The following is a 21,686-nucleotide window of genomic DNA, read 5'->3' on the forward strand; positions in this document are numbered from 1 at the left end:
GGCGAGAAAAGCAACAATCATTTGGAGAATTTGCAATGGTCAACGAACAGCAGTTGATCTCGAAGATTACCTGGCGGCTCATGCCATTCCTCGGAATCCTTTACCTCATTGCCTATATCGATCGTCAGAATGTCAGCTTCGCCAAGCTGGAAATGGTCGGCGCTCTCGGCATGAGCGAATATGCCTATGGCCTTGGCGCCTCGCTCTTCTTTATCGGCTATTTCCTTTTTGAAGTACCGAGCAACCTATTCCTCGACAGGTTCGGCGCACGCGTCTGGTTCGCCCGTATTCTCGTATCCTGGGGCATCGTTACCATCCTGCTCTCCTATACGCAGAATGCGACAATGTTTTACATCTTGCGTTTCCTGCTCGGCGTCTGCGAAGCGGGCTTCTTTCCGGGCGTCCTCTATCTTTTGACGCTCTGGTTCCCCTCGGATTATCGCGGCCGCATGGTGGGTCTCTTCATGATCTTCAGCGCACTTGCCAATGCCGTCGGCGCGCCTGTTGGAGGCATGTTGCTCGATCTCGACGGCTTCCTCGGCCATGCCGGCTGGCAATGGGTCTTTCTGGCGACAGGCATTCCGGCCGTCGTTGCTGGTGTCGTTACCTTCTTCTACCTCTATGACCGCCCTGAAAACGCGAGGTTCCTCAGCAATGAGGAGAAGGGCTGGCTGGCAGACCGCCTGGCGTCGGAAAATTCCGGCATGGATCACAATGCCGAGAACGGCTTCAGGGCACTCATCGACCCTCGTGTCCTGTTGATGGCGCTCTGCTACATCGCCTTCCCGCTTGCCGCCTATGGTCTCAGCTACTGGCTGCCGACCATCGTGAAAGCCTTCGGCGTCAGCAACACTGTGAACGGTTTGCTCAACATCATTCCGTGGATACTCGTGGCGATTGCGCTCTGGGCGGTGCCGACTGCCGCTGACAAGGCGAAGGCGAAGACGCCTTATATCGTCATTCCTGCCTTCATCGGTGCGGCCTGCCTGCTGCTCTCGGCGCTTGTTCCGAACAACACGCTGCAGTTCATCTTCCTCTGCATTGCCGCGGCCGGCATCTTCGCACCACAGCCGGTCTTCTGGAGCCTGCCGTCCCGCTTCCTTAAGGGCGCGGGTGCTGCGGCGGGCCTGGCAGCCATCAATTCTGTCGGCAATCTCGGCGGCTTCGTCGCTCAGAACGTCGTGCCTTGGATCAAGGACGAAACCGGCAGCACGATTGCGCCGATGTTCTTTCTGGCTGTCTGCCTTGCGGTCGGCGCCCTGCTCGTCTTTGTCGTCGCTACGGTGATCGCGCGCAAGGAGCATGATGCCGTGCCGCACGGCGCCTGAGGCCTTAGAAATGTCGAAGCCCCGGCATCAAAGATACCGGGGCTTCTTTCCGCGAATGCAGCCGGACGGGGCATGAGTTAGGAGGAAATCTCCTCGAGCCTGCGTCCACCGGTCTCGATCATCTGCGTTGCGGCAAGCGCGCCGATAACGGCGACGATCCCGAACATGATGAAGACCGACTTGATGCCCTGTGCGCCGACCATGTAGCCGACCGTCGTCGGGCCGACGGCCGAGGCGATACGCAGCCATGATGTCGCAAGGCCCGTCCCGACCGCGCGCATGCGCGTCGGGTAGATTTCCGGCGTATAGAGGTAGAGTACGGCGTTGACGGAGCCGACGACGCCATAGGCGAGTGTGGCCAGCAGAATGAGCGACCAGAGGCTGTTTGCGCCGCCGGCGGCGAGTGCGGCCAAGAGAACGGCACCGACGAGGAAGGAGACGACGGCCCAGGTGCGTCGTCCGATACGGTCGATGCAGAAGGCGCAGGCGAGCAGGATGACGACCTGGGCGACATTGGTCATCGAGGCTGCTCGCAGCGCACTGCCGAGTTCCAGCGAATAGACGGTGTGGTAGAGCGTCGGCATCCAGTTGTTCAGGCTGTTGGCGACAAAGAATGAGCTTGCCCAGAGGATCCATGCGATGATGGTGCGCATACGGAAGGTCGGTGACAACAGTTCCCGCCAGCGGCTGCGTGGCCGTGGTGCGGCGACCTGGCTCTGACCGCCGAGCGCCAGTGTCGCTTCGTTATAGGCGCGGTGGTCGAAGGAATAGCCGGGATCTTTGTGCCGCGCACTTTCCTCGGCCTGGCGGATCACTTTTTCAGCTTCATCGAGCCGGCCCTGGCCGATCAGCCAGCGAGGCGATTCCGGCAGCCGATAGAGCAGATAGGCAATCAGCAGGCCGGGAATTCCGCCAAGCAGGAACAGGGATTTCCAGCCGAAGACCGGCACGATCAACGTGCCGACCTGCCCCGTCACCATCAGGCCGATCGGGAAGATCAGCTCGTAGAGCATGAAGTTGCGCCCGCGACCCTTGGCGCGCAAAAGCTCGCTGATATAGGTGGCCGCGACGGGCATTTCGCCGCCGACTCCGATACCCTGGATCAGTCGGCAAATGAACAGCATCTGGAAATCGCCGACCAATATGCAGGCGAGGCTCATGACCGACATCAGCGCGGTCGCGGATGCGGCCATGTGAACGCGTCCGAGCGCCTCCGCAAGGCGGCTAAAGAGAAGGGCACCGACGAGCTGGCCGATATAGCTTGCCGCAATCATCCAGCCGATCTGAGCCGGCGTCAGTGCCCAGAGCTTGATCAGGATCGGCAGAACAAAGGCCAGCGAAAGAGCATCGAAGGCATCTAGGAATGTAGCGCTGCCCATGATGATACGCGCCCGGCGATGCCAGGGCGTAAAAGGGATCGCTTCGAAGCGTGCAGTCAAAACCGCGGCGCGGCCAGCCAGCCGCGTTTGCTGCGGCTCATCGTGCGAGACCTCGCCTGCAGCCGGGCCGGCAATCAGTATGCTATTGTTATCGTGCATATCATCCTCCCAGATCAGCACGGTTCAACACGCCGGCGGCGCCCCCTGCCGCCAGCTTCGCCCTAATGGGCGGCAGCTTCAATCATCTTGGCGATCGCCTCTGCGATGACATCGCTGCATTCAATTGGCGTCAGATGCCGGGCGCCCGGCAGGATCGTCAGGGACGCCCCGGGGATCGCCTTTGCAAGCTGGCGTGCACTCTCGATCGGGGTCGCATAGTCCTCTTCGCCGACAATGACGGAGACCGGAAAATGAAAACCGGAAAGCGCACTGCGGAGATCGGCATCGCCGAGCATGATGCAGGTCGCCTCATAGGCATCGAGATCGTTGCGGACAAAGATCTCCATCATCTCCTGGATCTTGCGCGGATTTTCCGCCCTGAAGCGGTCACCGAACCAGCGGGTCGCCTGGAAGGCGGCCATGGAGGCCAGGCCTTCGGCCCGGGCTTTCTGAGCCCGCGCCCGCCATTCTTGCGGTGCCTTCTCCCCATACCAGGCCGTGGTATCGATGAGGATCATTGCCGAAACACGTTTCGGATAACGGACGGCAAAAGCCTGCGCGATGCAGCCGCCCATGGAGCAGCCGGCAACGACCACCTGGTCCCAGCCAACCTTGTCCAGAACCTCGGCCGCGTCATCGGCGTAGCGCTCTATTGCGTAGGAAAGGGGCGCGCGGCTGCTCCAGCCATGCCCCCGGCAGTCGATGCAGAGGATCTCCGCCTGACCCTGCAGGCCGGAGATGACGTCCGTCCAGATGCTGCCGTCAAGGGCGAGCGAATGGATCAGCAGCAGGCGCGGCTTGCCAGGCGTGCCATATCGCCGGAAGGCTATGGTTGCCTCATCCGAGACGGTCACGAATTCGTAGTGACCGTCCATGTCACGGGTTTCTTGCTGCAACATCTGTTGCTCCAATCAGCCGGCCATGGCCAGGTCGTTTTCACCGACGAGCGGTATATTCCAGGCGTCATAACCATAGAGCCAGGTCGTATCGTCGTTGCCGCCGGACATCCACGTATTGGCGCTGGAGATTGCCTGAATGCGCGAGGTGCGCGGCTTGCGGTTCGCCTCGTAGCGGCGGAAAGCGCCTTCGATATCGTCATTGTCGACCGCTTCGAGGCAGCGTGCGAGCACGGCAGCGTCCTCGATGGAGGTTGCCGCCCCCTGCGCCATATAGGGCGTCATTGGATGGCAGGCGTCACCGAGAAGGGCCACGCGGCCGTCGCTCCAGCGGGGCAGAGGTTCACGCTCGAGAATTGCCCACTTATGGCAATCCGGGCAGGCGTTGAGAACCATCTGTACTTCTGGATGGAAGCCTTCATAGGCGGCTCTCAATTCCTTGACGTCGCCCTTAGCGGACCAGGATTCAGCCGTCATCCAGTCGGCGGATTCGGGAACGCTGGTGACGAAATACAGCGAACTACGGTCGGCGGCCGTGTAATAGATCACGATGTGGCGATCGACACCCCACCATTTCGTTCTCGAGGGCGCAATCTTACCCCCGTTCATCAGGCTGGCGTCGAAGACTGCGCGATAGGCGATACGCCCCTTGTGCAGCGGCGCATCCGGGCCGACGATGAGCTCTCGCACCAGCGAGTGAACGCCATCAGCGGCAATGACCGCATCCGCTTCGACCTTGGTGCCGTCGGCGAAGGAAAGGCTGACACCGCCGTTCTTCTGATCGAGGCCGACGAGCTTCTTGCCGAGATGGACGATCTCAGGCGGAAGCACTGAGTAAAGCGCTTCATGCAGATCGGCACGATGCATGCAGAGGAACGGCGCACCGTAGAGGCTCTCCGGCATCGGCAGCTCGCGCTTGATCTCGCCGGTGTCCCAGACGCGGTTGAGATGGGAATAGGGTTCGAAGGCAATCTTCTTGAGGCGATCCAGCACGCCGATGCCACGTAGCACATGCGACGAATTGGGCAGCATCTGGATGCCGGCGCCGACGCGCGCGAATTTCGGCGCCTGCTCGTAAACCTGGACGTCGATACCGACCTTGCGCAGTGTCGCCGCACCGGCAAGTCCGCCCATGCCGGCACCAATGATTGCGATCTTCGGTTTACTCTTGGCCATGTCGTCTCCTCCGTGTCTCGGTCAAGTTGGGAAGAGCCTAGAGGCGTGACATAAGCATGTAAAATATTTATATTGTTCAACACTTAAACTCAAAAAGTTCTAGGATATCCAGTGGAGCTCAGACATCTCAGATATTTCGTGGCCGTTGCCGAGGAGGGGAGTTTCAATCGCGCCGCCGAGCGCCTGCACATCCAGCAACCGCCCCTTGGTCAGCAGATCCGTGATCTCGAATATGAGCTTGGCGTCCAATTGTTCGATCGGTCTCCGCGCCGGGTCGTTCTCAACAGTTCGGGCGAGCTGTTCCTTGAAGAGGCACGCGATATTCTGAGAAGGTCGCAATTGGCGGTCGACAATGTACGACGCTTCAGCCAGGGCGAAAGCGGCCGGCTGTCGGTCGGCTTTACAAGTTCGGCCTCTCTGCACGTGCTTGCGCCCCAGTTCCTCCAGCAGTTTCGCCGGGCCTTTCCGCTCGCCGAGATCGTGGTCGAGGAGAGCGAGACCTACGAGCTCATTCTGGCCCTTCAGCAACAGCGCATTGATGTCGCGCTGCTGCACATCGACGCGAAACGCTTTCCCGAGCTGACGGCACGGGCTCTGTCCGAAGAGGACATGCTTGTCGCAGTCCCGCGCAGCCACCCCTATGCGGAGGCAGAGGATGAACCGCTGACGCTCGATATGCTCCACGGTGTCGATATGGTCGTCTACCGGCGCACGGACGGGCCTGGGATATTCGAACGGCTTACGGAAACCTTCCGCGCTGCCGGCGTTGCACCGCGGATCGTCGATGAGGTTTCTCGAATCATCGCCGCCATCAATCTGGTGGCCGGCGGCCGCGGCCTGACGGTAGTGCCGGCGTCCATGCGGGTGCTTCATCGGGAGTCTGTGGTCTATCGGCCGCTATTGCCCGGCGAACTGCCGCCCCTGCCGCTTTACGTCGCCCACCGCGCCGATGCGCGGCTTGCCCTCATCCGGAATTTCGTCGATCTGACGGAGAAGATCGCATCAAGCTCATCCGGGACCAGCGAGGCTGGGCAGACAGGCTAGCGGATTTCGGGCCAATTCATCCTGCAGAGAACGGTCGACGAGCGTCAGGAGATCGTCCCTCACGCCGGGCGCTGCAGCGATGACCGGGCCGCCGGTCAAAAGTGTGCCCTTGCCGGGGAAGGCTTCGGTCCAGCCGCCGGCTTCACGGATCATCAAGAGCCCGGCCATGCAGTCCCAGGCGTTGATATGCGGTTCATAATAGCCAGCGAGCCGGCCGCAGGCGACCTGCGCCAGCATGAGCGCACCGGAGCCGTTGCGGATGAACATACCGCCCGCCTCCAGCAGCAGGTGGATGAAGATCGACACCTGCTTCAGCGGAATGCGGAAATTGGCGCCGACACCGAGAAGCCCGGTGCCGATGCTGGTGGCGCTGTCGACGCTGATCGCCTTGCCGTTCAGAAAGGCACCTTCGCCCTTTCTCGCCACGAAAAGATCGCCCGATGTCGGCTGGCAGATAAGGCCAAGCACGGTCTCGTCGCCTTTCATGACGGCGATCGAGATGCACCACTGATCAATGCCGTGCACGAAGCAGCTCGTACCGTCGATGGGGTCGACGACCCAGAGGTAGCCCGAGGGACCTTCCGCCAGTCCCTCTTCCTCCCCGAGTACGCCGTCATCGGGAAAGGCGGCGGTGATGCGATCACGAATCATCGCCTCCACGGCCTTATCGGCCTGGCTCACCACATCCTGGCCGTTCAGTTTGTGGCCGGTTTCCAGTGACGAGAGATCGGAGAAGTAGGAGAGTGCCTTTCCCGCCGCATCGAGGATCACGTCTTTGGCAAGTACGAAGCGGGCATCATCAGGAAATTCGCAATGCATGAGAATCTTTCGGAAGGGAATCAGGGTCTGAAGCTCTGGCGGATGACGAGCTCTGGAATGATGCGTTCATAGCTCGGCGGCAAGTCCGGATTTCCAAGGCGCCGCTCCATCAGTTCGACGGCGCGCATCGCCATGATGAGTGGGTCTTGGCGGAAGGTGGTCAGCTGATAGCTGAGCCAGGACGCTTCGGGAACGTCGTCGAAACCGATGATGGCAACATCCTCCGGAATCCGCAGCTTCACCTCCTGCCGCACGTAATCCATCAGCCCGAAGGCGATCTGGTCGTTGGCGCAATAGACGGCGTCGGGGCGTACAGAATTCGAAAACAGCGCCCGACCCGCGGTGATGCCGCTCTCATAGTCCGAATCCGCGCCACGGCCGACGAAGACTTCAGCGCCGAGCTCTTCAGCCGTCGACAGAAAGGCGCTTTCGCGCTCGATAATGCTCGGCGTACCGGTGTTGGAACCGGCAACCGCCAGTCGGCGCCGTCCGGCCTCGAAGAACACCGTCGCCGCCTTGCGGGAGGCCTCCGAATTGCCGGCGCGCACATGGTCCGCATCCGGTTCGGAACGGCCGATGACGACGAGCGGCTGGCCATTGCGCTGGGCAAGTTCGAAGAAGCTGGCCGGCGGCGAGCCGGACAGGATGATGATCGCCTCGGCGCGGTGGCCGATCAGCATCTTCTGGGCGGCCAGCAATTCGTCCTCGGTCTGGCCGGTGTTGATGAGGATCGGGATGCTGCCGCGCTGGATCAGGAATTTGGCAAGGGCTGCGGCAAGATGGGCGCGGAACCCGATCTCCGGTTTCGTGGCGACGATGCCGACGAGGCGGCTCTGATTGGCCAGCACGCCGCGCGCAAGATCGTTGACGTGGTAGCCGAGCTCCTCAGCCGCACGCAGCACCTTCTCGCGCGTCGCGGGTGCAACGCTTGCTCCAGGCGTAAAGGTGCGCGATACGGCCGACCGGGAAACGCCGGCAAGCTGCGCCACCTGTTCGGCGCTGACGAAGCGCATGCGCTCCTTCTTTGGAGTCTTGCCGTCGTTCACTGGACCATCAGTCATCGGTTTCCCCTCAATGTCCCACGCACGACAAAACTTCCGCCGTCTGGAACCGCTCAACAATCAGCATCGAAAACGGGTGCTGGACGAGCCGCCGAAGGACGGGTGACGAGATCCGGGAATCTCCACCGGCACATATAGAGAGAAGCGACAGCAGCAAGTTGACATGGGCCGCGCCGGAGCGGCTGGCAATGTTCTGCCGTTTCGGAATCCATCCCGGTTCATTCTCTGCCCGTTGCACAGGTGCAATCATGTCGCACAGCCATGCAATTGCCCGGGCCGACAACTAACGGCGGTTCTTTGCAGGCGAATGACAGATGAGGATTTTCCGACTGGCCGGAATGGGTCACAACTGATGTCGCCGATGGCTCTTTTCAATTGCTGGGGAGGCATGGCCGGGATTGCAACTGCAATCCCGGCCGAGGGGGCGAGAGGCAGCGGCGATAACCAAGCATCAGGTCAACGCCGCTTTAGTGCATCAGGCGATTCTCGAAGCCACTAATCGCAGACCCGCACGGTTTCGGTATGATAGCCGCCGTCGTAACGGTTGCGAACGTCACGGTCCTCGTACCAGCATCTCGGCGGCGGTGGGCCTGCATCGTAGTAACGAGGGCCGTCGACATAGCGAGGACCGCTATTTACTATCGCGCCACCAATCAGGCCGCCAACGACACCCGCGGCAAGGCCGCCGACAATGGCACGGCCGGTATTGTCGTGGTGATGATGATCGCGCGCCGCAGCAGGCTGAATAGCCGAGCCTATAAGGGCCGTCGCAATCAACAGACTGCTAACAATTCTCTTCATAACATTCTCCTTAGTCGCAAATCGCCCCTGTAGAACATAAAATGCTCCACGGCCGCGTTTGTTCGTTCAAATCTTGCACCTTTTGAGGCAAGCCCGCCAAGAAACGGTGCGTCGGGCCTCAATTTATGTTTTGCACTGAAATCCACAGGGCGAATTCCACCGAGTCAAACGCGCAATCGCAACTGTGGGCATCAGGTCGCCGATTCCGTCACCGTCTCTTCCAGCACATCCTCGGGAATATCGTCGAAGGAAGCGTAGTTGAGGTTATAGAGCTTTGAATAAAGCTTGCCATTTTTCATGAGCTGCTGGTGATTGCCGCTTTCGACGATTTCGCCGTTCTGCAGCACGATGATGCGGTCGGCTTCGCGGATCGTCGCCAGGCGGTGGGCGATGACGAGGCCGGTGCGGTTTTCGAGCAGCTTTACCAATGCCCTCTGGATCAGCATCTCCGTATAGCTGTCGATATTGGCTGTCGCCTCGTCGAGCACGAGGATCTTGGCGTCCGCCACCAGCGCGCGGGCAAAGGAGAGAAGCTGGCGCTGGCCGAGCGAAAGATTGCCGCCGCGCTCGCCGAGCATGCTGTCATAGCCCAAGGGCAGGCGCATGATGAAGTCGTGCGCACCGACGGCCTTGGCAGCCTCGATCACCTGCTCACGGGTGGCTTCCGTCTTGTGATAGCGGATGTTTTCGAAAACTGTGCCCGTGAAGAGGAAGGGCTCCTGCAGCACCATGGCGATCTGCTGGCCAAGAGAATCCTGCGTCAGCTCGCGCACGTCATGGCCGCCGACCACGACCTGTCCCTGTTGCACCTCATAGAAGCGGTGGATCAGCGACATGCAGCTCGACTTGCCCGAACCGGTCGGGCCGACAAGAGCGACCGTCTCGCCGGGGTTGACGCTGAAGCTCACATGCTTGAGCACCGGATGCTTGGGATTATAGCCGAAGACGACATCGCGGAATTCGACAGAGCCGTCCATGTCGGGTGAAAGCACCTTGGCATCCGGAGCATCTTTGATTTCGACCGGCACATCGAGCACGTCGGTCAACCGCTGACCGGAGGCCATGGCGCGCTGCATGACCGAATATTGCAGCGTCAGTGAGCGGATCGGGTCGAAGAAGCGCTGGATGTAGAAAAGGAAGGCGACGAGCACGCCGACGTCGAGCGCCTGATTGAGCACACGCGAGCCGCCGACGACGATGACGAGCGCCATGGCGATGCCGGTCAAGGAATCGACGATCGGCACCATGACCTGGGCGTAACGCGCCGCCGTCAGATGCGTCAGCAGGTTGGCATGCGCCTTGTCATCGTAAAGCTGGAAGTTGACGTCCTGCCGATCCATGCTCTGGACGGCGCGAACGCCGTGGATCGCTTCGGCAAGCGCGCCGTTCGCCACCGAATTCGTCTCATGCGCGGCCATGAAGGATTTGCGGGCTAGCGGCAGCCAGAAGAGACGAACGACGAAGAGCACTGGCAGCGCGGAAAGCGTCAGCAGGCCGAGCTTAAAGTCGAGATAGAGCATCACGAAGACGATGCCGAAAAGCAGGAAGATGTCGCCGACCGAGAGGACGCAGGTTTCCAGGAATTCCTGCATCGAGTTGACGTCGCCCTGCAGGCGCGACATCAGCCGGCCGACCTCGGTCTTGTCCATGAAGGAAAGCGATACGCGCTGCAGATGCGAGAACATCGCCTTGCGCATGTCGAAGAGCACGTTTTCGGCTACGCCGCCGACCAGCATTTCCTGCCAGTAGCTGGCTGCATAGTTGATGAGAATGGCGATGAGGAAGGCAACGATCGCCCCTATCAGCGCCGAGTTGCTGTCGTCCGGCTGCATGCCGTGGTCGATGGCATAGCGGATGATGAGCGGAATGAGCAACTGCATGCCGGTGAAGACCAGCACCGAAATCACTGACAGGATGACATCGCGCCGATAGGGATGCACGAAGGCCCAGATGCGCTTGACGATGTTGGTATCGAAGACCTTGCCGAAGATTTCCTCTTCGATGCGCTGCGATCCGACAACCGCCCTCGGCGGGCGTCTGCCATCGTCGCGAACGTCCGGACGCTCGGTTTCCAGTTCCTCGGCCATGCTGTTTCCTCCTGCGCCGGTTTCTTACGCGCTCAAAGCGTCGTCGCCCGGTCGCACCTGCAAATCGTAAAGTGCCTTGTATCGTCCACCGAGCGCCAGCAGCTCGTCATGCGTGCCCTGCTCGACGATGCGGCCATCCTCGATGAAGAAGATCCGGTCAGCGTGCATCAATGAGCTCAGGCGGTGCGCGACGATGATCGTCACGCGGTCGGCGGCATAGCGGCGCATGGCGCTGCGAATGCGCTGCTCCGTCGCCGCGTCGATTGCCGCCGTCGAATCGTCGAATACCATGACGGCGGGCTTGAGCATCAGCGCGCGGGCGATCGAAAGCCTCTGGCGCTGACCGCCCGAAAGCGAGACGCCGCGTTCGCCGACGACGGTGCCGTAGCCGGTCGGCAGGCCGAGCACATAATTGTGGAGCTGCGCGCTTTCGCTGGCGCGCTCGATACGGCCTTCCTTCGCCCAGGGATCGCCATAGGCGATGTTGTTCTCGATCGTCGTCGTGAAGAGGAAGGAATCCTGCTGCACGACGGCGACGGAGCGGCGCAGCGACTGTAATGTCGCCTTGCGGATATCCTGGCCGTCGATGGTGATCTTGCCGGCGGTCGCGTCATAGAAGCGTGGGATCATGTGCGCGAGCGTGGATTTGCCGCTGCCGGGCGGGCCGACGATGCCGATCGTTTCGCCACGTCTTGCCTCGAAACTCACCTCATGCAGAACCTCATGCATCGGCGAGCTCGGATAGGCGAAGCTGACATTCTCGAAGCGCAGCGTGCCCTCGGTGACTTTCAACTCCTTGGCATCCGGCGCATCGCGCACGGCAATTTCCAGGTCCAGCAGTTCGAACAGGCGCGTGCCGCAGGTCGAGGCACGGGCAAAGGCGTTGACCATCAGGCCGAGCTGGCGCACCGGCATTTGCAGGATGGTCATGAAGGTGAGGAAGGAGGCGAGCGTACCGACAGTGATCTCACCGGAATGCACCTTGGTGCCGCCGACCCACAAGACCAGGCCCATGGCCGCAAAGAAGGAGAAGGTCATGGCGCTGGTATTGACGACGCGAATGCCGACGCGCTGATGGGCAAGCTCCAACGCATTCTTGGAGGCCGCTTCGAATTTCGAAAGCTCATGTTCCTGCGCTGCGAAGGCGCGCACGACGCGAATGCCGCCGAGATTTTCCTCCATGATGCGCGTCAGTACCGACAGACGCTGCTGCAGGTCGAGCCAGGTGGCGCGCAGGCGAAGCTGGGTGACTGAGGAGCGCCAGCCGACGAAGGGCACGAAGGAGAGCGCCAGCAGGCCGAGTACGACATCTGTGGTCAGGAGCATATAGGCGCCGATGCCGATCAGCATGGAGAGCAGGAAGACTCGCACGAGCGCCGTCGAGAAATACATGCGCACGCCTTCCAGATCGAGCAGACCGACCGTAATCAGGTCGCCCGAATGGACGCTGTCATGGAAGGAGAAGGAGAGGCGCTGGATCTTTTCGTAGCAGGCGAGGCGAAGCTCGTAGCCCATGTGGTGGCCGACGGATTCGCTGTAATAGTTCTGGACCATCGTGAAGATGCCGCGCAGCACGCTGGCGCCGAGCAGAAGCAGTGCCGTTGTCAACAGCGCGTCCTGCGCCTGCTGGCCGAGCGTACCGCCGTGAAGCGCCACCTGCGTATGGTCGACCGCCTGGCCGAGCAGGCGGGGAATCAGTAGCTGGAAGGTGGAGGCGATCAGGGTAGCGCCGATGGCGAGGCCGGCTTGCCAGGGGTGGCGGAAGGCCATGACGGTGATGCGGAACAGTGTATAGAGGCCCTTGCCCCACCCTGCCGCGGTTGCAAGCGCCATCGAAGCCGAAGGCTTCGTCGCGCGTATAGACGCATCGCTGCTCACGGTATTTTTTCCAATAGATGTGTGCTCGGACCAAGTGGCCCGGAAAAGAAGGCAAATCCATGAAGGGATTGATAGCGCACCCACATTTGCCGATTCCGACAGGGGGTTCAAGTAAAGAATTCACCAGTCGGTTATTTTTACGTGAGCCGTCCTCGCATTGGACGGTAACGTTACCGTCAGGACCTGCCGACTACACGCAGTAGGCGCATTTTTCTGCCGGAAAACGAAAGTCCCGGAGCGGCGCATCGCCAGTGGAAATCCGTGTGCCGCGCATGTATGGTCCGCTCGCAACCAGCACGAAGAGGGCGTTCGATGTCATCCACGGTCCGGATCGCAAATCAGTTTCTCACGGTCGACGTTTCCTCGCTCGGCGCCGAAATGCAGGCGCTGACATCAAGCGACGGCCGCTCCTGGGTTTGGAACGGCGATGCAGCCTTTTGGACAGGCCGTTCGCCGATCTTGTTTCCGATGGTTGGCAAGGCACCGAACGACATTCTAAAGGTTGGCGGTCACAGAGCGCCGATGGCCCAGCACGGCTTTGCCCGTCGCAGTGAATTTGCGCTGGCATCCTCGTCCGAAGTGAGCTGCCGCTACGAGCTTGCCGCTTCAGAGGCGACAAAGGTTGTCTACCCCTTCGATTTCCTGCTTGCCGTCATTCATAGTGTCGAGGGCCGGGCTCTGACCGTTGCCGCCGAAGTCACCAACCGCGGTATCAGGCCGATGCCTTTCGGTCTCGGCTTTCATACGGCTTTCCGCTGGCCGCTGCCGGGTGCTGGAAGCAAGCCGCACATGGTCACGCTGGACAACGGCGCCGAGCCGGCGCTCGTCCGGCTTGAAGGCGGTCTGATCTCGCCGAAGAAACTTGCTTCGCCCTTCAAGTCCGGCAGCCTGGTGCTCGACCATTCTATGTTCGAGCAGGATGCGATGATCTTCCCGGAAGGCGCAGGCCCCGGCCTGCGTTATGAGGCTCAAGGCGGCCCGGCCATGCATTTCAGCTTCGAGAATCTGCCCAATCTGGCGCTCTGGACCAAGCCCGGCGCTCCCTTCCTTTGCGTCGAGCCCTGGCACGGGACGGCCGCCGAAAATGGCGGTTCGGATGATCTGGAGGGTCGCCCCTATACGAAGGTGCTTGCTCCGAGCGAAACGGCGCGTTTTTCCTTCACCGCCGAAATCCTCGAATAGGCCGGACTCATTTTCCGTTTTGGATCAGGGTGTTGGGCAGGTGGTAAAATAAACTTCTTGCCACCTTGGGCTTTTCGCGCTTTCATACACGACTAGTTTAATAGACTATGGGTGGGCTGAGAATGCCTTCTCCGGCCTGTAATGGTTCCGAACGGAACCGGATAGCGGCGAACGTTTTGCATGGCCGCATGAACCTGCCCAACGCAGGGCTTCAGATGTTCTGCGTTGAAACCTTGATCGAGACACATGCGGATGAGCCGCAAGGGAGTTGAGATGACGGTTCAGGGACTTTTTTCCGGCAAGGCGAATGCGGCGGCCCAGATTTCCGCCGTGCCGCGCATTGCGATCGTCGGCCGCGGTTTTTCCGGCATGACGATGGCGGTGGCGCTGATGCGCACCGTGCGCACGCCGTTTCACCTCCAGCTTTTCGATCCGAACTCTACGGTCAATGGCGGCCAGGCGTTGGCCTCAGCAAGATCCTCGACCATCCTCAATACGCGTGTGCGTGATCTCTCCGTTTCGCTCGGCGATCCTGACGATTTTAACGACTGGCTTTGTAGCAACGCCGAATTCCGCGCCGCCGTGCCAGCTGCAATCCCGGGCTTCCGGCAGATCTTCGTACCCAGGGAAATCTTCAGCGACTACGTCTACCAGCGCTTTTCAGAAGCGCTCGCTGCCCGCCGGGACATCACTGTCCAGGTCTGCCACGATCCGGTCGTGGCAATCCGCAGGAGCCATGGCAGCCGCTTCCTTTTGGAAAGCGCCAATCCGTCCAATCCGCTTTTCGATACCGTGATCCTCGCAACAGGCTATGGCCTGCCTCGACCCGAGGCCGAGGAGCCGGAGGTTTCACCGGTCAGGGCGCAGCGTCTCGTCGCCCGGCCGCATACGGTGCTGCTCGGCAGCGGTATCCGCGTCGTGGACCAGTTGCTGCAGCTTCGCGACGCCGGTTATGCCGGGCAGGTAACGATCATTTCACGGCACGGTTTCCTGCCGCAGAGCCATACGCCGAATTCCGCCGATCCGGTCTTCCCGGCCGAGGCGCTACCGCAAAGCCTGCCTGACATTGTCAGCTTCATCCGCCAGGCCTGCCGCGAGGCGGAAGAGGAGGGGCGAAGCTGGCAGTCGGTCATGAACGGCCTTCGCAGGCACGCCCGTTCGCTCTGGCGGTCGCTGCCGGCTCGCGAGAAGCGCCAGTTCAATAGGCATTTGCGGGCGATCTATGACAGTCACCGTAACCGCCTGCCGGAGACCATGCATCTGCGCCTCAAGCGGGAGCTTGCAGAGGGCCGCACGGTGCTCAGGCGCGGCCGAGCTGGGCGTCGAGGTCTCAGCGGCCTGTTCTTCACTCCGGCCGGTTCGTCGAGCGAGGAGGTCATCCATGCCGAACGCATCATCGATTGCCGCTGCCATGCGCCTGATCTTTCCGCTCCTCTGATTCAGAGTTTGTTCGCGGCGCGTCTTGCCATGCCTGATGAGCTTGCGCTTGGACTGGCGGTCAACGCCCGCGGCGAAACGTTTCTGGACGACGGCTCGTCGATCGATGGGCTTTTTGCGGTCGGCCCGCTCGGCCTCGGCAGCCTGCCGGACATCGATCTCGTGCCTGAGATCGTCACGCAGGCCTATTCGGCGTCAGAACGCATTGCGGAACGCTTCTATCCGCAGAGCCAGGCCGTCTGAGGGAATTCGTCGTTTCAGCTGGAACCATCGGCCCGAGCCGGCGTTATAGTGCGCTGGTAAAGCGTTTAGAGGGGCAGATGGGAGCGGTGGATCGATATGACACGTCTCTTCAGAACGAGGGGCGTTTTCGGGTGCTCGTCGACGCAATCACCGACTATGCGATCTACATGCTGAGCCCCGAAGGTTATGTGACGAGCTGGAATTCCGGCGCCCAGCGTTTCAAGGGGTATCGCGCTTCCGAAATCCTCGGCCAGCATTTTTCCCGATTTTATCTTGATGCCGATCGGGAAGCCGGCCTGCCGGCCCGCGCGCTGGCGATTGCTACGAATGAGGGGCGCTTCGAGGGGGAGGGCTGGCGCCAGCGCAAGGACGGTACGCGCTTCTGGGCGCATGTCATCATTGATCCGATCCGCCATCCCTCGGGCGAGCTGATCGGCTTTGCCAAAATTACCCGTGACCTGACAGAGCGCAAGGCGGCAGAGAACGCATTGAAGCGCAGCGAAGAGCAGTTTCGTCTTCTCGTTCAGGGCGTCTCCGATTATGCGATCTACATGCTCGACCCCGAAGGGAACGTGGCGAGCTGGAATTCCGGTGCTGAACGCATCAAGGGTTATAGGTCGGAAGAGATCATCGGCCGACACTTTTCCACTTTCTACACGGATGAGGACCGCCTTAACGGATTGCCTCAGCAGGCACTGGCCACCGCCAGCCGCGACGGACGGTTTGAAAAGGAAGGCTGGCGCCAGCGCAAGGACGGCTCCCGCTTCTGGGCCAGTATCGTAATCGACGCTATCAGGGATGATTTCGGCGAGATTATCGGCTTTGCCAAGATTACCCGCGACATCACCGAGAAGCTGGAAACGCAGCGTGCGCTGGAGCGGACCCGCGAAGAACTGTTCCAGGCGCAGAAGATGGAAGCGATCGGCCAGTTGACCGGCGGTATCGCGCACGACTTCAACAATCTGCTGATGGCGGTGCTAGGCAGCCTCGAAATCCTCAAGAAGCGCATGCCTCAGGACCCTGCTTTGTCGCCGCTGGTCGACAACGCCATGCTCGGCGCACAGCGCGGTGCGGCGCTGACCCAGCGCATGCTCGCCTTTTCCCGCCGCCAGGAGCTGCAGGTGGAGACGATCGATGTTTCCGAGCTCTTGCGTGGCATGATGGACATGGTCGCCCGATCCCTTGGCCCGGCCTCCTCGCTTGAAACCGAATTTCCCGAGAGCCTGCCGGCGATCGCTACCGACCCGAACCAGCTCGAGACGGCAGTGCTAAACCTCGTCGTCAATGCCCGCGACGCCATGCCTGGCGGCGGACTTATTACGATCAAAGCCACTGAAGAGATCGTGCCTGACGGCGGTAACATGCCGGCCGGCCACTATGTGCGCGTCGCCGTTGCCGATGAGGGCGAAGGCATGGACGAAGGGACGCTGAAACAGGCGGTGACCCCGTTCTTTACGACCAAGGGCGTCGGCAAGGGTACGGGTCTCGGCCTCTCCATGGTGCAGGGGCTCGCCGCTCAGTCCGGCGGCAGGCTCATGCTGAAAAGTCGACTCGGTGAAGGCACGACAGCTGAGCTCTGGTTTCCGGTCACGGAAGCTGAAAAACTCGTCGAACAGTTCGAAGTGCCTGCGCCTGAAGCCGTAATCGGCTTACGGCCGCTGCGCATCCTTGCCGTCGATGATGACGGACTGGTTTTGATAAATACGGCGCTGATGTTGGAGGATCTCGGTCATACCGTGTTTGAGGCGATGGCCGGCGCTGATGCGCTCGACATCCTTCGCCGGGAAAGCGTCGATCTCGTCATTTCCGACCACGCCATGCCGCGTATGACTGGCTCGCAGCTTGCCGTAGCGATCCGCAACGAGTGGCCGGACATGCCGATCATCCTGGCGACTGGCTTTGCCGAAATTCCGGAAGGTGCTGAGGTCATCGACGTGCCAAGGCTGGGTAAACCTTTCTCGCAGGCGCAGCTTGCCGAAGCAATCGGCCGGGTGGTGGTTTGCTCTGAAGGGCATATTGCGCGGGCTTTGGAGTAGCCATCCTTTAGAACCAGCACGCCGTCGCCACAAGTTACAAGCAAGAGTTTCAAGTTATTGCTCGGCGGCAAGATCTCGAAATCGAGAACGGCTCTCACACAGGTTCAATATGCCGCGCTGCCACCGATCGTCATCCAGCCTCCGACAGTGGATTACGAGGCGATGATGGGTGATCCGCTCTATGCGCAGCTTCAGAAGCAGGCCGACAATCTCGAAGCGTGGAAGCAGTAGAGAGAATCATACCTGTCCCAACAACAAGCCGTCATTCAAGATTGACGACCGCCGGCGACGGGCAGGTTGCATCTCTATCCTGTGACCGCCTTACGCTCCACGACGAAGCCTGGCTTCGTTCCGCACGATATAGACGAGAAGTCCCGCCACCATGATCGCCAGCACATACCAGGTGATCGCATAGACAAGGTGGTTGTTCGGAAAGTCTAGGATTGTCAGCCCTCCGACGGGCAAGCCGCCGGCATTGGGTGTCGCGTCCGCGTCGATGAAGAAGGGGGCAACGTCCGCAACACCACGCTTCTCGGCAATGGCTGCGACATCGCGCGAATACCAGCGGTCGGCAGCCGGATCGTTGGAGCGCAGCAGCATGCCCTTCGGCTCGGTCATGCGCATCAGCCCGGTGACGGTTGCTGGCCCGGTGATCTGACTTCCCGACCGTGAGGCCGGGTCGCGATGGTCGGTCGGTACGAAGCCGCGATTGATCGATATCGCGCTGCCGTCCGCGAGCTTGAGCGGTGTCAGCACCCAATAGCCGGCGCCGAGTGCTGTCGATGCCGTGACCAGCGTTTCCTTATCGTTCTCGAAGGTGCCTGTTTCCGTCACTCGCCGGTATTCGTCATCGGCGGCGTTGACCTTGCCCCAGTCGGCGCGAGTCGGCGGGGCGACGGGCTCGGCGTGGACGCGCGCATCGACGCGGGCGATGAGATCGAGTTTCCACGAGAGTCGATAGACTTGCCAGGTGCCGAGTCCGAGCAAGGCGGCGATGAGGGCCATAAGGCCGATGCCAAGGATCGCAAGGGTGACGGCTGAACGCGGCCTGTCCTGTTGGTCGGAAGAGATATCGGTCATAGGTAAGCCGCAACGGGCGGCGTTGCCGCCGCCCATTCCCCAGCCTTTATGGCATGTTCTTCATCATTTCAGGGCTCATCGGCATCATGTTCGCATTCAGATGATACATGACCCAGAGCGAACCCGAGAGAGCGATCGCGACGATGATGATCGTGAAGATCAGCGCCATGATCGTCCAACCGCCTTCCGACTTCGTGTTCATGTGCAGGAAGAAGATCATGTGAACGACGATCTGCACGGCGCCGAGCACCATGACGAAGATGGCGGTCACGACATGATTTGCGAAGACCTCTCCCATGACCAGCCAGAAGGGGATGGCGGTCAGGATGACGGAGAGAATGAAGCCCGTCACGTAGCTCTTGAAACTGCCGTGACCGGCCTGGTGCCCATGGCTGTGGCCGTGGTGAGCCTCGTGGGCATCCTCATGTGCGGGTGCTTGCGAACTCATCCGAGAACTCCCATCAGGTAAACGAAGGAAAAGACGCCGATCCAGACGACATCGAGGAAGTGCCAGAACATGGAAAGGCACATCAGACGGCGGCGGTTGGCTTCATGCAGGCCATGCATGGAGACCTGCACCATCAGCGTGATCAGCCAGATGATGCCGAAGGTGACGTGCAGACCGTGCGTACCGACCAGCGTGAAGAAAGACGACAGGAAGGCGCTGCGCTGCGGACCGGCGCCCTCGTGGATAAGGTGCACGAACTCGTAAAGCTCGAGGCCGAGGAAGGCTGCGCCGAAAAGGCCGGTCACGGCCAACCAGAACAGCGTTTCCGCCTTTGCGTTTCGCTCCATCTGCAGCATCGCAAAACCATAGGTGATGGAGGAGAGCAACAGCATCGAGGTGTTGATGGCGACCAGCGGCAGATCGAAGAGATCGGCCGGCGACGGGCCGGCCGCATAGCTGCGGCCGAGCACGGCATGGGTGGCAAACAGCACCGAGAATATCAGGCTGTCGCTCATCAGATAGAGCCAGAAGCCCAGATTGGTGCTGTTCTCCGGATGATGGTCTTCCGTCAGATAGAATTCAGGCTTTTCGGCCGTGTCGATAGTATGATCGCTCATGGTCTCTTACACCTGTTCGGCAAGCAACTGCGTGCGCTTGCCTTCCGTTTCGGTGACTTCGTCCGCGGGGATGTAGAAGTCGCGGTTGTAGTTGAAGGTATGGCCAATCGCGACGACGAGCATGGCAACGGCGGAGACGACCACCAGCCACCACATGTACCAGATCAGGCCGAAGGCGAGCGCGATACTGATGGCGGACAGAATCGCACCGGTGCCGGTATTCTTCGGCATATGGATCGGCTTGAAACCGCCGAGCGGACGCTCGTAGCCGCGATTCTTCATGTCGTACCAACTGTCGTGATCGTGCACGACCGGCGTGAAGGCGAAGTTGTAATCCGGCGGCGGTGAAGAGGTCGACCATTCCAGCGTGCGGCCGTTCCACGGATCGCCACTGTCATCGCGCAGCTCTTCGCGCCTCATGAAGGAGACGACGATCTGGATCAGGAATGACGCGATGCCAAGCGCGATCAGGCCGACGCCGAAGGCGGCGATGATGAACCAGATCTGCAGCGACGGATCCTCGAACTGGCTCATGCGGCGGGTGACGCCCATCAGACCAAGCACGTAGAGCGGCATGAAGGCAAACCAGAAGCCGATCTGCCAGAACCAGAAGCTCATCTTGCCCCAGAAGGGATCGAGCTTGAAGCCGAAGGCCTTCGGGAACCAGTAGTTCACGCCGGCGAACATGCCGAAGAGAACACCCCCGATGATCACGTTATGAAAGTGGGCGATCAGGAATAGCGAGTTATGCAGCACGAAGTCGGCCGGCGGGACGGCAAGCATGACGCCGGTCATACCGCCGATGACGAAGGTCACCATGAAGCCGACTGTCCACAGCATCGGCACCTCGTAGCGGATACGGCCGCGATACATGGTGAAGAGCCAGTTGAACATCTTCGCCCCCGTCGGGATCGAGATGATCATCGTGGTGATGCCGAAAAAGGAGTTGACGGAAGCGCCCGAACCCATCGTGAAGAAGTGGTGCAGCCAGACGAGGTAGGAGAGGATCATGATCACGCAGGTGGCGTAGACCATCGAAGCGTAGCCGAAGAGGCGCTTGCCGGAGAAGGTTGCGACCACTTCGGAGAAGATGCCGAAGGCCGGCAGAACCAGGATGTAGACTTCCGGGTGGCCCCAGATCCAGATGAGGTTGACATACATCATCGGATTGCCGCCGAGGTCGTTCGTGAAGAAGTTCGTGCCGGCATAGCGGTCGAGCGACAGGAGAGCGAGGGTGGCCGTCAGGATCGGGAATGAAGCGACGATCAGGATGTTGGTGCAGAGTGCGGTCCAGGTGAAGACCGGCATCTTCATGAAGGTCATGCCCGGGGCACGCATCTTCACAATGGTCGCAATCAGGTTGATGCCCGATAGCGTCGTGCCGACACCGGCCACCTGCAGACCCCAGATGTAATAGTCGACGCCGACTCCAGGACTATAGGCGGCGCCCGAGAGCGGCGGATAAGCGAGCCAGCCTGTCTGAGCGAATTCACCGATAAAGAGCGAGATCATGATGATGATCGCGCCCGCCGTCGTCATCCAGAACGAGAAGTTGTTCAGGAACGGGAAGGAAACGTCGCGGGCACCGATCTGCAGCGGCACCACGAAGTTCATGAGGCCGGTGACGAAGGGCATCGCCACGAAGAAGATCATGATGACGCCGTGAGCGGTGAAGATCTGATCGTAATGGTGCGGCGGCAGCGGGCCTTCATTGCCGTTGAAGGCGATCGCCTGCTGCACGCGCATCAGGATGGCATCAGAGAAGCCGCGCAAAAGCATGATGACGGCCAGGATCACATACATGATGCCGATCTTCTTGTGATCGACGCTGCAGATCCAGTCGCTCCAGAGCGAACCCCAGAACTTGAAATAGGTGATGATGCCAAGCACCGCGATGGCGCCGATGACGACGCCGATGAAGGTCACGACCAGGATCGGCTCGTGATACGGGATCGCGTCGAGGGTCAACCGGCCGAAGATGAACTTCAGGAGGTCAGGATTGGAAAACATGGAAC

At 60.6% G+C, this 21,686-nt stretch carries 18 protein-coding genes; 6 read left to right on the forward strand and 12 right to left on the reverse strand.

Features of this window, described 5'->3' with window-relative positions; translation table 11 throughout:
* Positions 1 to 35 precede the first annotated feature (35 nt).
* The gene (locus tag PMI11_RS24600; protein WP_007822590.1) at positions 36 to 1,328 is read left to right on the forward strand and encodes an MFS transporter; all 1,293 of its coding nucleotides are present in this window, start codon (positions 36 to 38) and stop codon (positions 1,326 to 1,328) included.
* Between the two features lie 77 nt (positions 1,329 to 1,405).
* On the opposite strand, the gene PMI11_RS24605 is transcribed toward PMI11_RS24600, so the two are convergent.
* From PMI11_RS24605 to PMI11_RS24615, 3 genes are all read right to left on the reverse strand, one after another.
* Positions 1,406 to 2,866 carry an MFS transporter gene (locus PMI11_RS24605; RefSeq protein WP_007822591.1) on the reverse strand — a complete coding sequence of 487 codons (1,461 nt, stop codon included), beginning with the start codon at positions 2,864 to 2,866 and terminating at the stop codon, positions 1,406 to 1,408.
* Positions 2,867 to 2,928: 62 nt separating this feature from the next.
* A complete protein-coding gene (locus tag PMI11_RS24610) occupies positions 2,929 to 3,765 on the reverse strand; it encodes an alpha/beta fold hydrolase (protein WP_007822592.1) in 837 nt (278 codons plus the stop codon).
* 12 nt (positions 3,766 to 3,777) lie between these two features.
* Positions 3,778 to 4,938 carry an FAD-dependent monooxygenase gene (locus PMI11_RS24615; RefSeq protein ID WP_007822593.1) on the reverse strand — a complete coding sequence of 387 codons (1,161 nt, stop codon included), beginning with the start codon at positions 4,936 to 4,938 and terminating at the stop codon, positions 3,778 to 3,780.
* 111 nt (positions 4,939 to 5,049) lie between these two features.
* Here PMI11_RS24615 and PMI11_RS24620 point away from each other — a divergent pair, with 111 nt between their 5' ends.
* The gene (locus tag PMI11_RS24620; protein WP_007822594.1) at positions 5,050 to 5,982 is read left to right on the forward strand and encodes a LysR family transcriptional regulator; all 933 of its coding nucleotides are present in this window, start codon (positions 5,050 to 5,052) and stop codon (positions 5,980 to 5,982) included.
* On the opposite strand, the gene PMI11_RS24625 is transcribed toward PMI11_RS24620, so the two are convergent.
* The 5 genes from PMI11_RS24625 to PMI11_RS24645 all read right to left on the reverse strand — a co-directional run bounded on the left by PMI11_RS24625 (position 5,947) and on the right by PMI11_RS24645 (position 12,739).
* Entirely contained in the window at positions 5,947 to 6,801 is an 855-nt protein-coding gene (locus PMI11_RS24625; RefSeq protein ID WP_007822595.1) for an inositol monophosphatase family protein, read from the reverse strand. The two genes, PMI11_RS24620 and PMI11_RS24625, sit on opposite strands and share 36 nt — an antisense overlap.
* 20 nt (positions 6,802 to 6,821) lie before the next feature.
* Positions 6,822 to 7,862: a LacI family DNA-binding transcriptional regulator gene (locus tag PMI11_RS24630; RefSeq protein WP_007822596.1), complete on the reverse strand. Its 1,041-nt coding sequence runs from the start codon at positions 7,860 to 7,862 to the stop codon at positions 6,822 to 6,824.
* A 495-nt stretch (positions 7,863 to 8,357) separates the two neighbouring features.
* A complete protein-coding gene (locus PMI11_RS24635; protein WP_007822597.1) occupies positions 8,358 to 8,663 on the reverse strand; it encodes a hypothetical protein in 306 nt (101 codons plus the stop codon).
* A gap of 191 nt (positions 8,664 to 8,854) precedes the next feature.
* Positions 8,855 to 10,750, reverse strand: coding sequence for an ABC transporter ATP-binding protein (locus PMI11_RS24640; RefSeq protein WP_007822599.1), 1,896 nt, complete (start codon positions 10,748 to 10,750; stop codon positions 8,855 to 8,857).
* Between the two features lie 24 nt (positions 10,751 to 10,774).
* Positions 10,775 to 12,739, reverse strand: coding sequence for an ABC transporter ATP-binding protein (locus PMI11_RS24645; protein WP_193385629.1), 1,965 nt, complete (start codon positions 12,737 to 12,739; stop codon positions 10,775 to 10,777).
* A gap of 201 nt (positions 12,740 to 12,940) precedes the next feature.
* Between PMI11_RS24645 and PMI11_RS24650 the strand changes: the two genes are divergently transcribed.
* The 4 genes from PMI11_RS24650 (at position 12,941) to PMI11_RS37435 (ending at position 17,757) form a co-directional block, all read left to right on the forward strand.
* Complete coding sequence (locus PMI11_RS24650; RefSeq protein WP_007822603.1) at positions 12,941 to 13,810, forward strand: aldose 1-epimerase family protein; 870 nt, start codon at positions 12,941 to 12,943, stop codon at positions 13,808 to 13,810.
* A gap of 273 nt (positions 13,811 to 14,083) precedes the next feature.
* A complete protein-coding gene (locus tag PMI11_RS24655) occupies positions 14,084 to 15,490 on the forward strand; it encodes an FAD/NAD(P)-binding protein (protein WP_007822604.1) in 1,407 nt (468 codons plus the stop codon).
* Positions 15,491 to 15,567: 77 nt separating this feature from the next.
* Positions 15,568 to 17,526, forward strand: a complete 1,959-nt coding sequence (locus PMI11_RS24660; protein ID WP_007822606.1) for a hybrid sensor histidine kinase/response regulator — start codon at positions 15,568 to 15,570, stop codon at positions 17,524 to 17,526.
* Positions 17,527 to 17,583: 57 nt separating this feature from the next.
* Positions 17,584 to 17,757, forward strand: a complete 174-nt coding sequence (locus tag PMI11_RS37435) for a hypothetical protein (RefSeq protein ID WP_007822608.1) — start codon at positions 17,584 to 17,586, stop codon at positions 17,755 to 17,757.
* Between the two features lie 90 nt (positions 17,758 to 17,847).
* Here the strand turns inward: PMI11_RS37435 and PMI11_RS24665 are convergent, their stop codons facing one another.
* From PMI11_RS24665 to cyoB, 4 genes are read right to left on the reverse strand one after another with little or no spacing between them, the layout of a single operon-like run.
* A complete protein-coding gene (locus tag PMI11_RS24665; protein WP_037072051.1) occupies positions 17,848 to 18,606 on the reverse strand; it encodes an SURF1 family protein in 759 nt (252 codons plus the stop codon).
* A gap of 46 nt (positions 18,607 to 18,652) precedes the next feature.
* On the reverse strand, positions 18,653 to 19,054 hold the full coding sequence (cyoD, locus tag PMI11_RS24670; RefSeq protein ID WP_007822612.1) for a cytochrome o ubiquinol oxidase subunit IV: 402 nt from the start codon (positions 19,052 to 19,054) through the stop codon (positions 18,653 to 18,655).
* Entirely contained in the window at positions 19,051 to 19,671 is a 621-nt protein-coding gene (gene cyoC, locus PMI11_RS24675) for a cytochrome o ubiquinol oxidase subunit III (protein ID WP_007822614.1), read from the reverse strand. Before cyoC ends, cyoD begins: the two co-directional genes overlap by 4 nt.
* A 6-nt stretch (positions 19,672 to 19,677) precedes the next feature.
* The gene (cyoB, locus tag PMI11_RS24680; protein WP_007822616.1) at positions 19,678 to 21,681 is read right to left on the reverse strand and encodes a cytochrome o ubiquinol oxidase subunit I; all 2,004 of its coding nucleotides are present in this window, start codon (positions 21,679 to 21,681) and stop codon (positions 19,678 to 19,680) included.
* Between the last annotated feature and the right edge of the window lie 5 nt (positions 21,682 to 21,686).

Source organism: Rhizobium sp. CF142 (assembly GCF_000281145.1).
Taxonomy (GTDB): domain Bacteria; phylum Pseudomonadota; class Alphaproteobacteria; order Rhizobiales; family Rhizobiaceae; genus Rhizobium.

Excerpts from the sequence above, each read along its gene's own strand:
- cyoD (WP_007822612.1), bottom strand. The coding sequence starts at position 19,054 with ATGAGTTCGCAAGCACCCGCACATGAGGATGCCCACGAGGCTCACCAC.
- PMI11_RS24635 (WP_007822597.1), bottom strand. The coding sequence starts at position 8,663 with ATGAAGAGAATTGTTAGCAGTCTGTTGATTGCGACGGCCCTTATAGGC.
- PMI11_RS24655 (WP_007822604.1), top strand. The coding sequence starts at position 14,084 with ATGACGGTTCAGGGACTTTTTTCCGGCAAGGCGAATGCGGCGGCCCAG.
- cyoB (WP_007822616.1), bottom strand. The coding sequence starts at position 21,681 with ATGTTTTCCAATCCTGACCTCCTGAAGTTCATCTTCGGCCGGTTGACC.
- PMI11_RS24600 (WP_007822590.1), top strand. The coding sequence starts at position 36 with ATGGTCAACGAACAGCAGTTGATCTCGAAGATTACCTGGCGGCTCATG.
- PMI11_RS24630 (WP_007822596.1), bottom strand. The coding sequence starts at position 7,862 with ATGACTGATGGTCCAGTGAACGACGGCAAGACTCCAAAGAAGGAGCGC.
- PMI11_RS24660 (WP_007822606.1), top strand. The coding sequence starts at position 15,568 with ATGGGAGCGGTGGATCGATATGACACGTCTCTTCAGAACGAGGGGCGT.
- cyoC (WP_007822614.1), bottom strand. The coding sequence starts at position 19,671 with ATGAGCGATCATACTATCGACACGGCCGAAAAGCCTGAATTCTATCTG.
- PMI11_RS24665 (WP_037072051.1), bottom strand. The coding sequence starts at position 18,606 with ATGACCGATATCTCTTCCGACCAACAGGACAGGCCGCGTTCAGCCGTC.
- PMI11_RS24615 (WP_007822593.1), bottom strand. The coding sequence starts at position 4,938 with ATGGCCAAGAGTAAACCGAAGATCGCAATCATTGGTGCCGGCATGGGC.
- PMI11_RS24650 (WP_007822603.1), top strand. The coding sequence starts at position 12,941 with ATGTCATCCACGGTCCGGATCGCAAATCAGTTTCTCACGGTCGACGTT.
- PMI11_RS24625 (WP_007822595.1), bottom strand. The coding sequence starts at position 6,801 with ATGCATTGCGAATTTCCTGATGATGCCCGCTTCGTACTTGCCAAAGAC.
- PMI11_RS24640 (WP_007822599.1), bottom strand. The coding sequence starts at position 10,750 with ATGGCCGAGGAACTGGAAACCGAGCGTCCGGACGTTCGCGACGATGGC.
- PMI11_RS24610 (WP_007822592.1), bottom strand. The coding sequence starts at position 3,765 with ATGTTGCAGCAAGAAACCCGTGACATGGACGGTCACTACGAATTCGTG.
- PMI11_RS24605 (WP_007822591.1), bottom strand. The coding sequence starts at position 2,866 with ATGCACGATAACAATAGCATACTGATTGCCGGCCCGGCTGCAGGCGAG.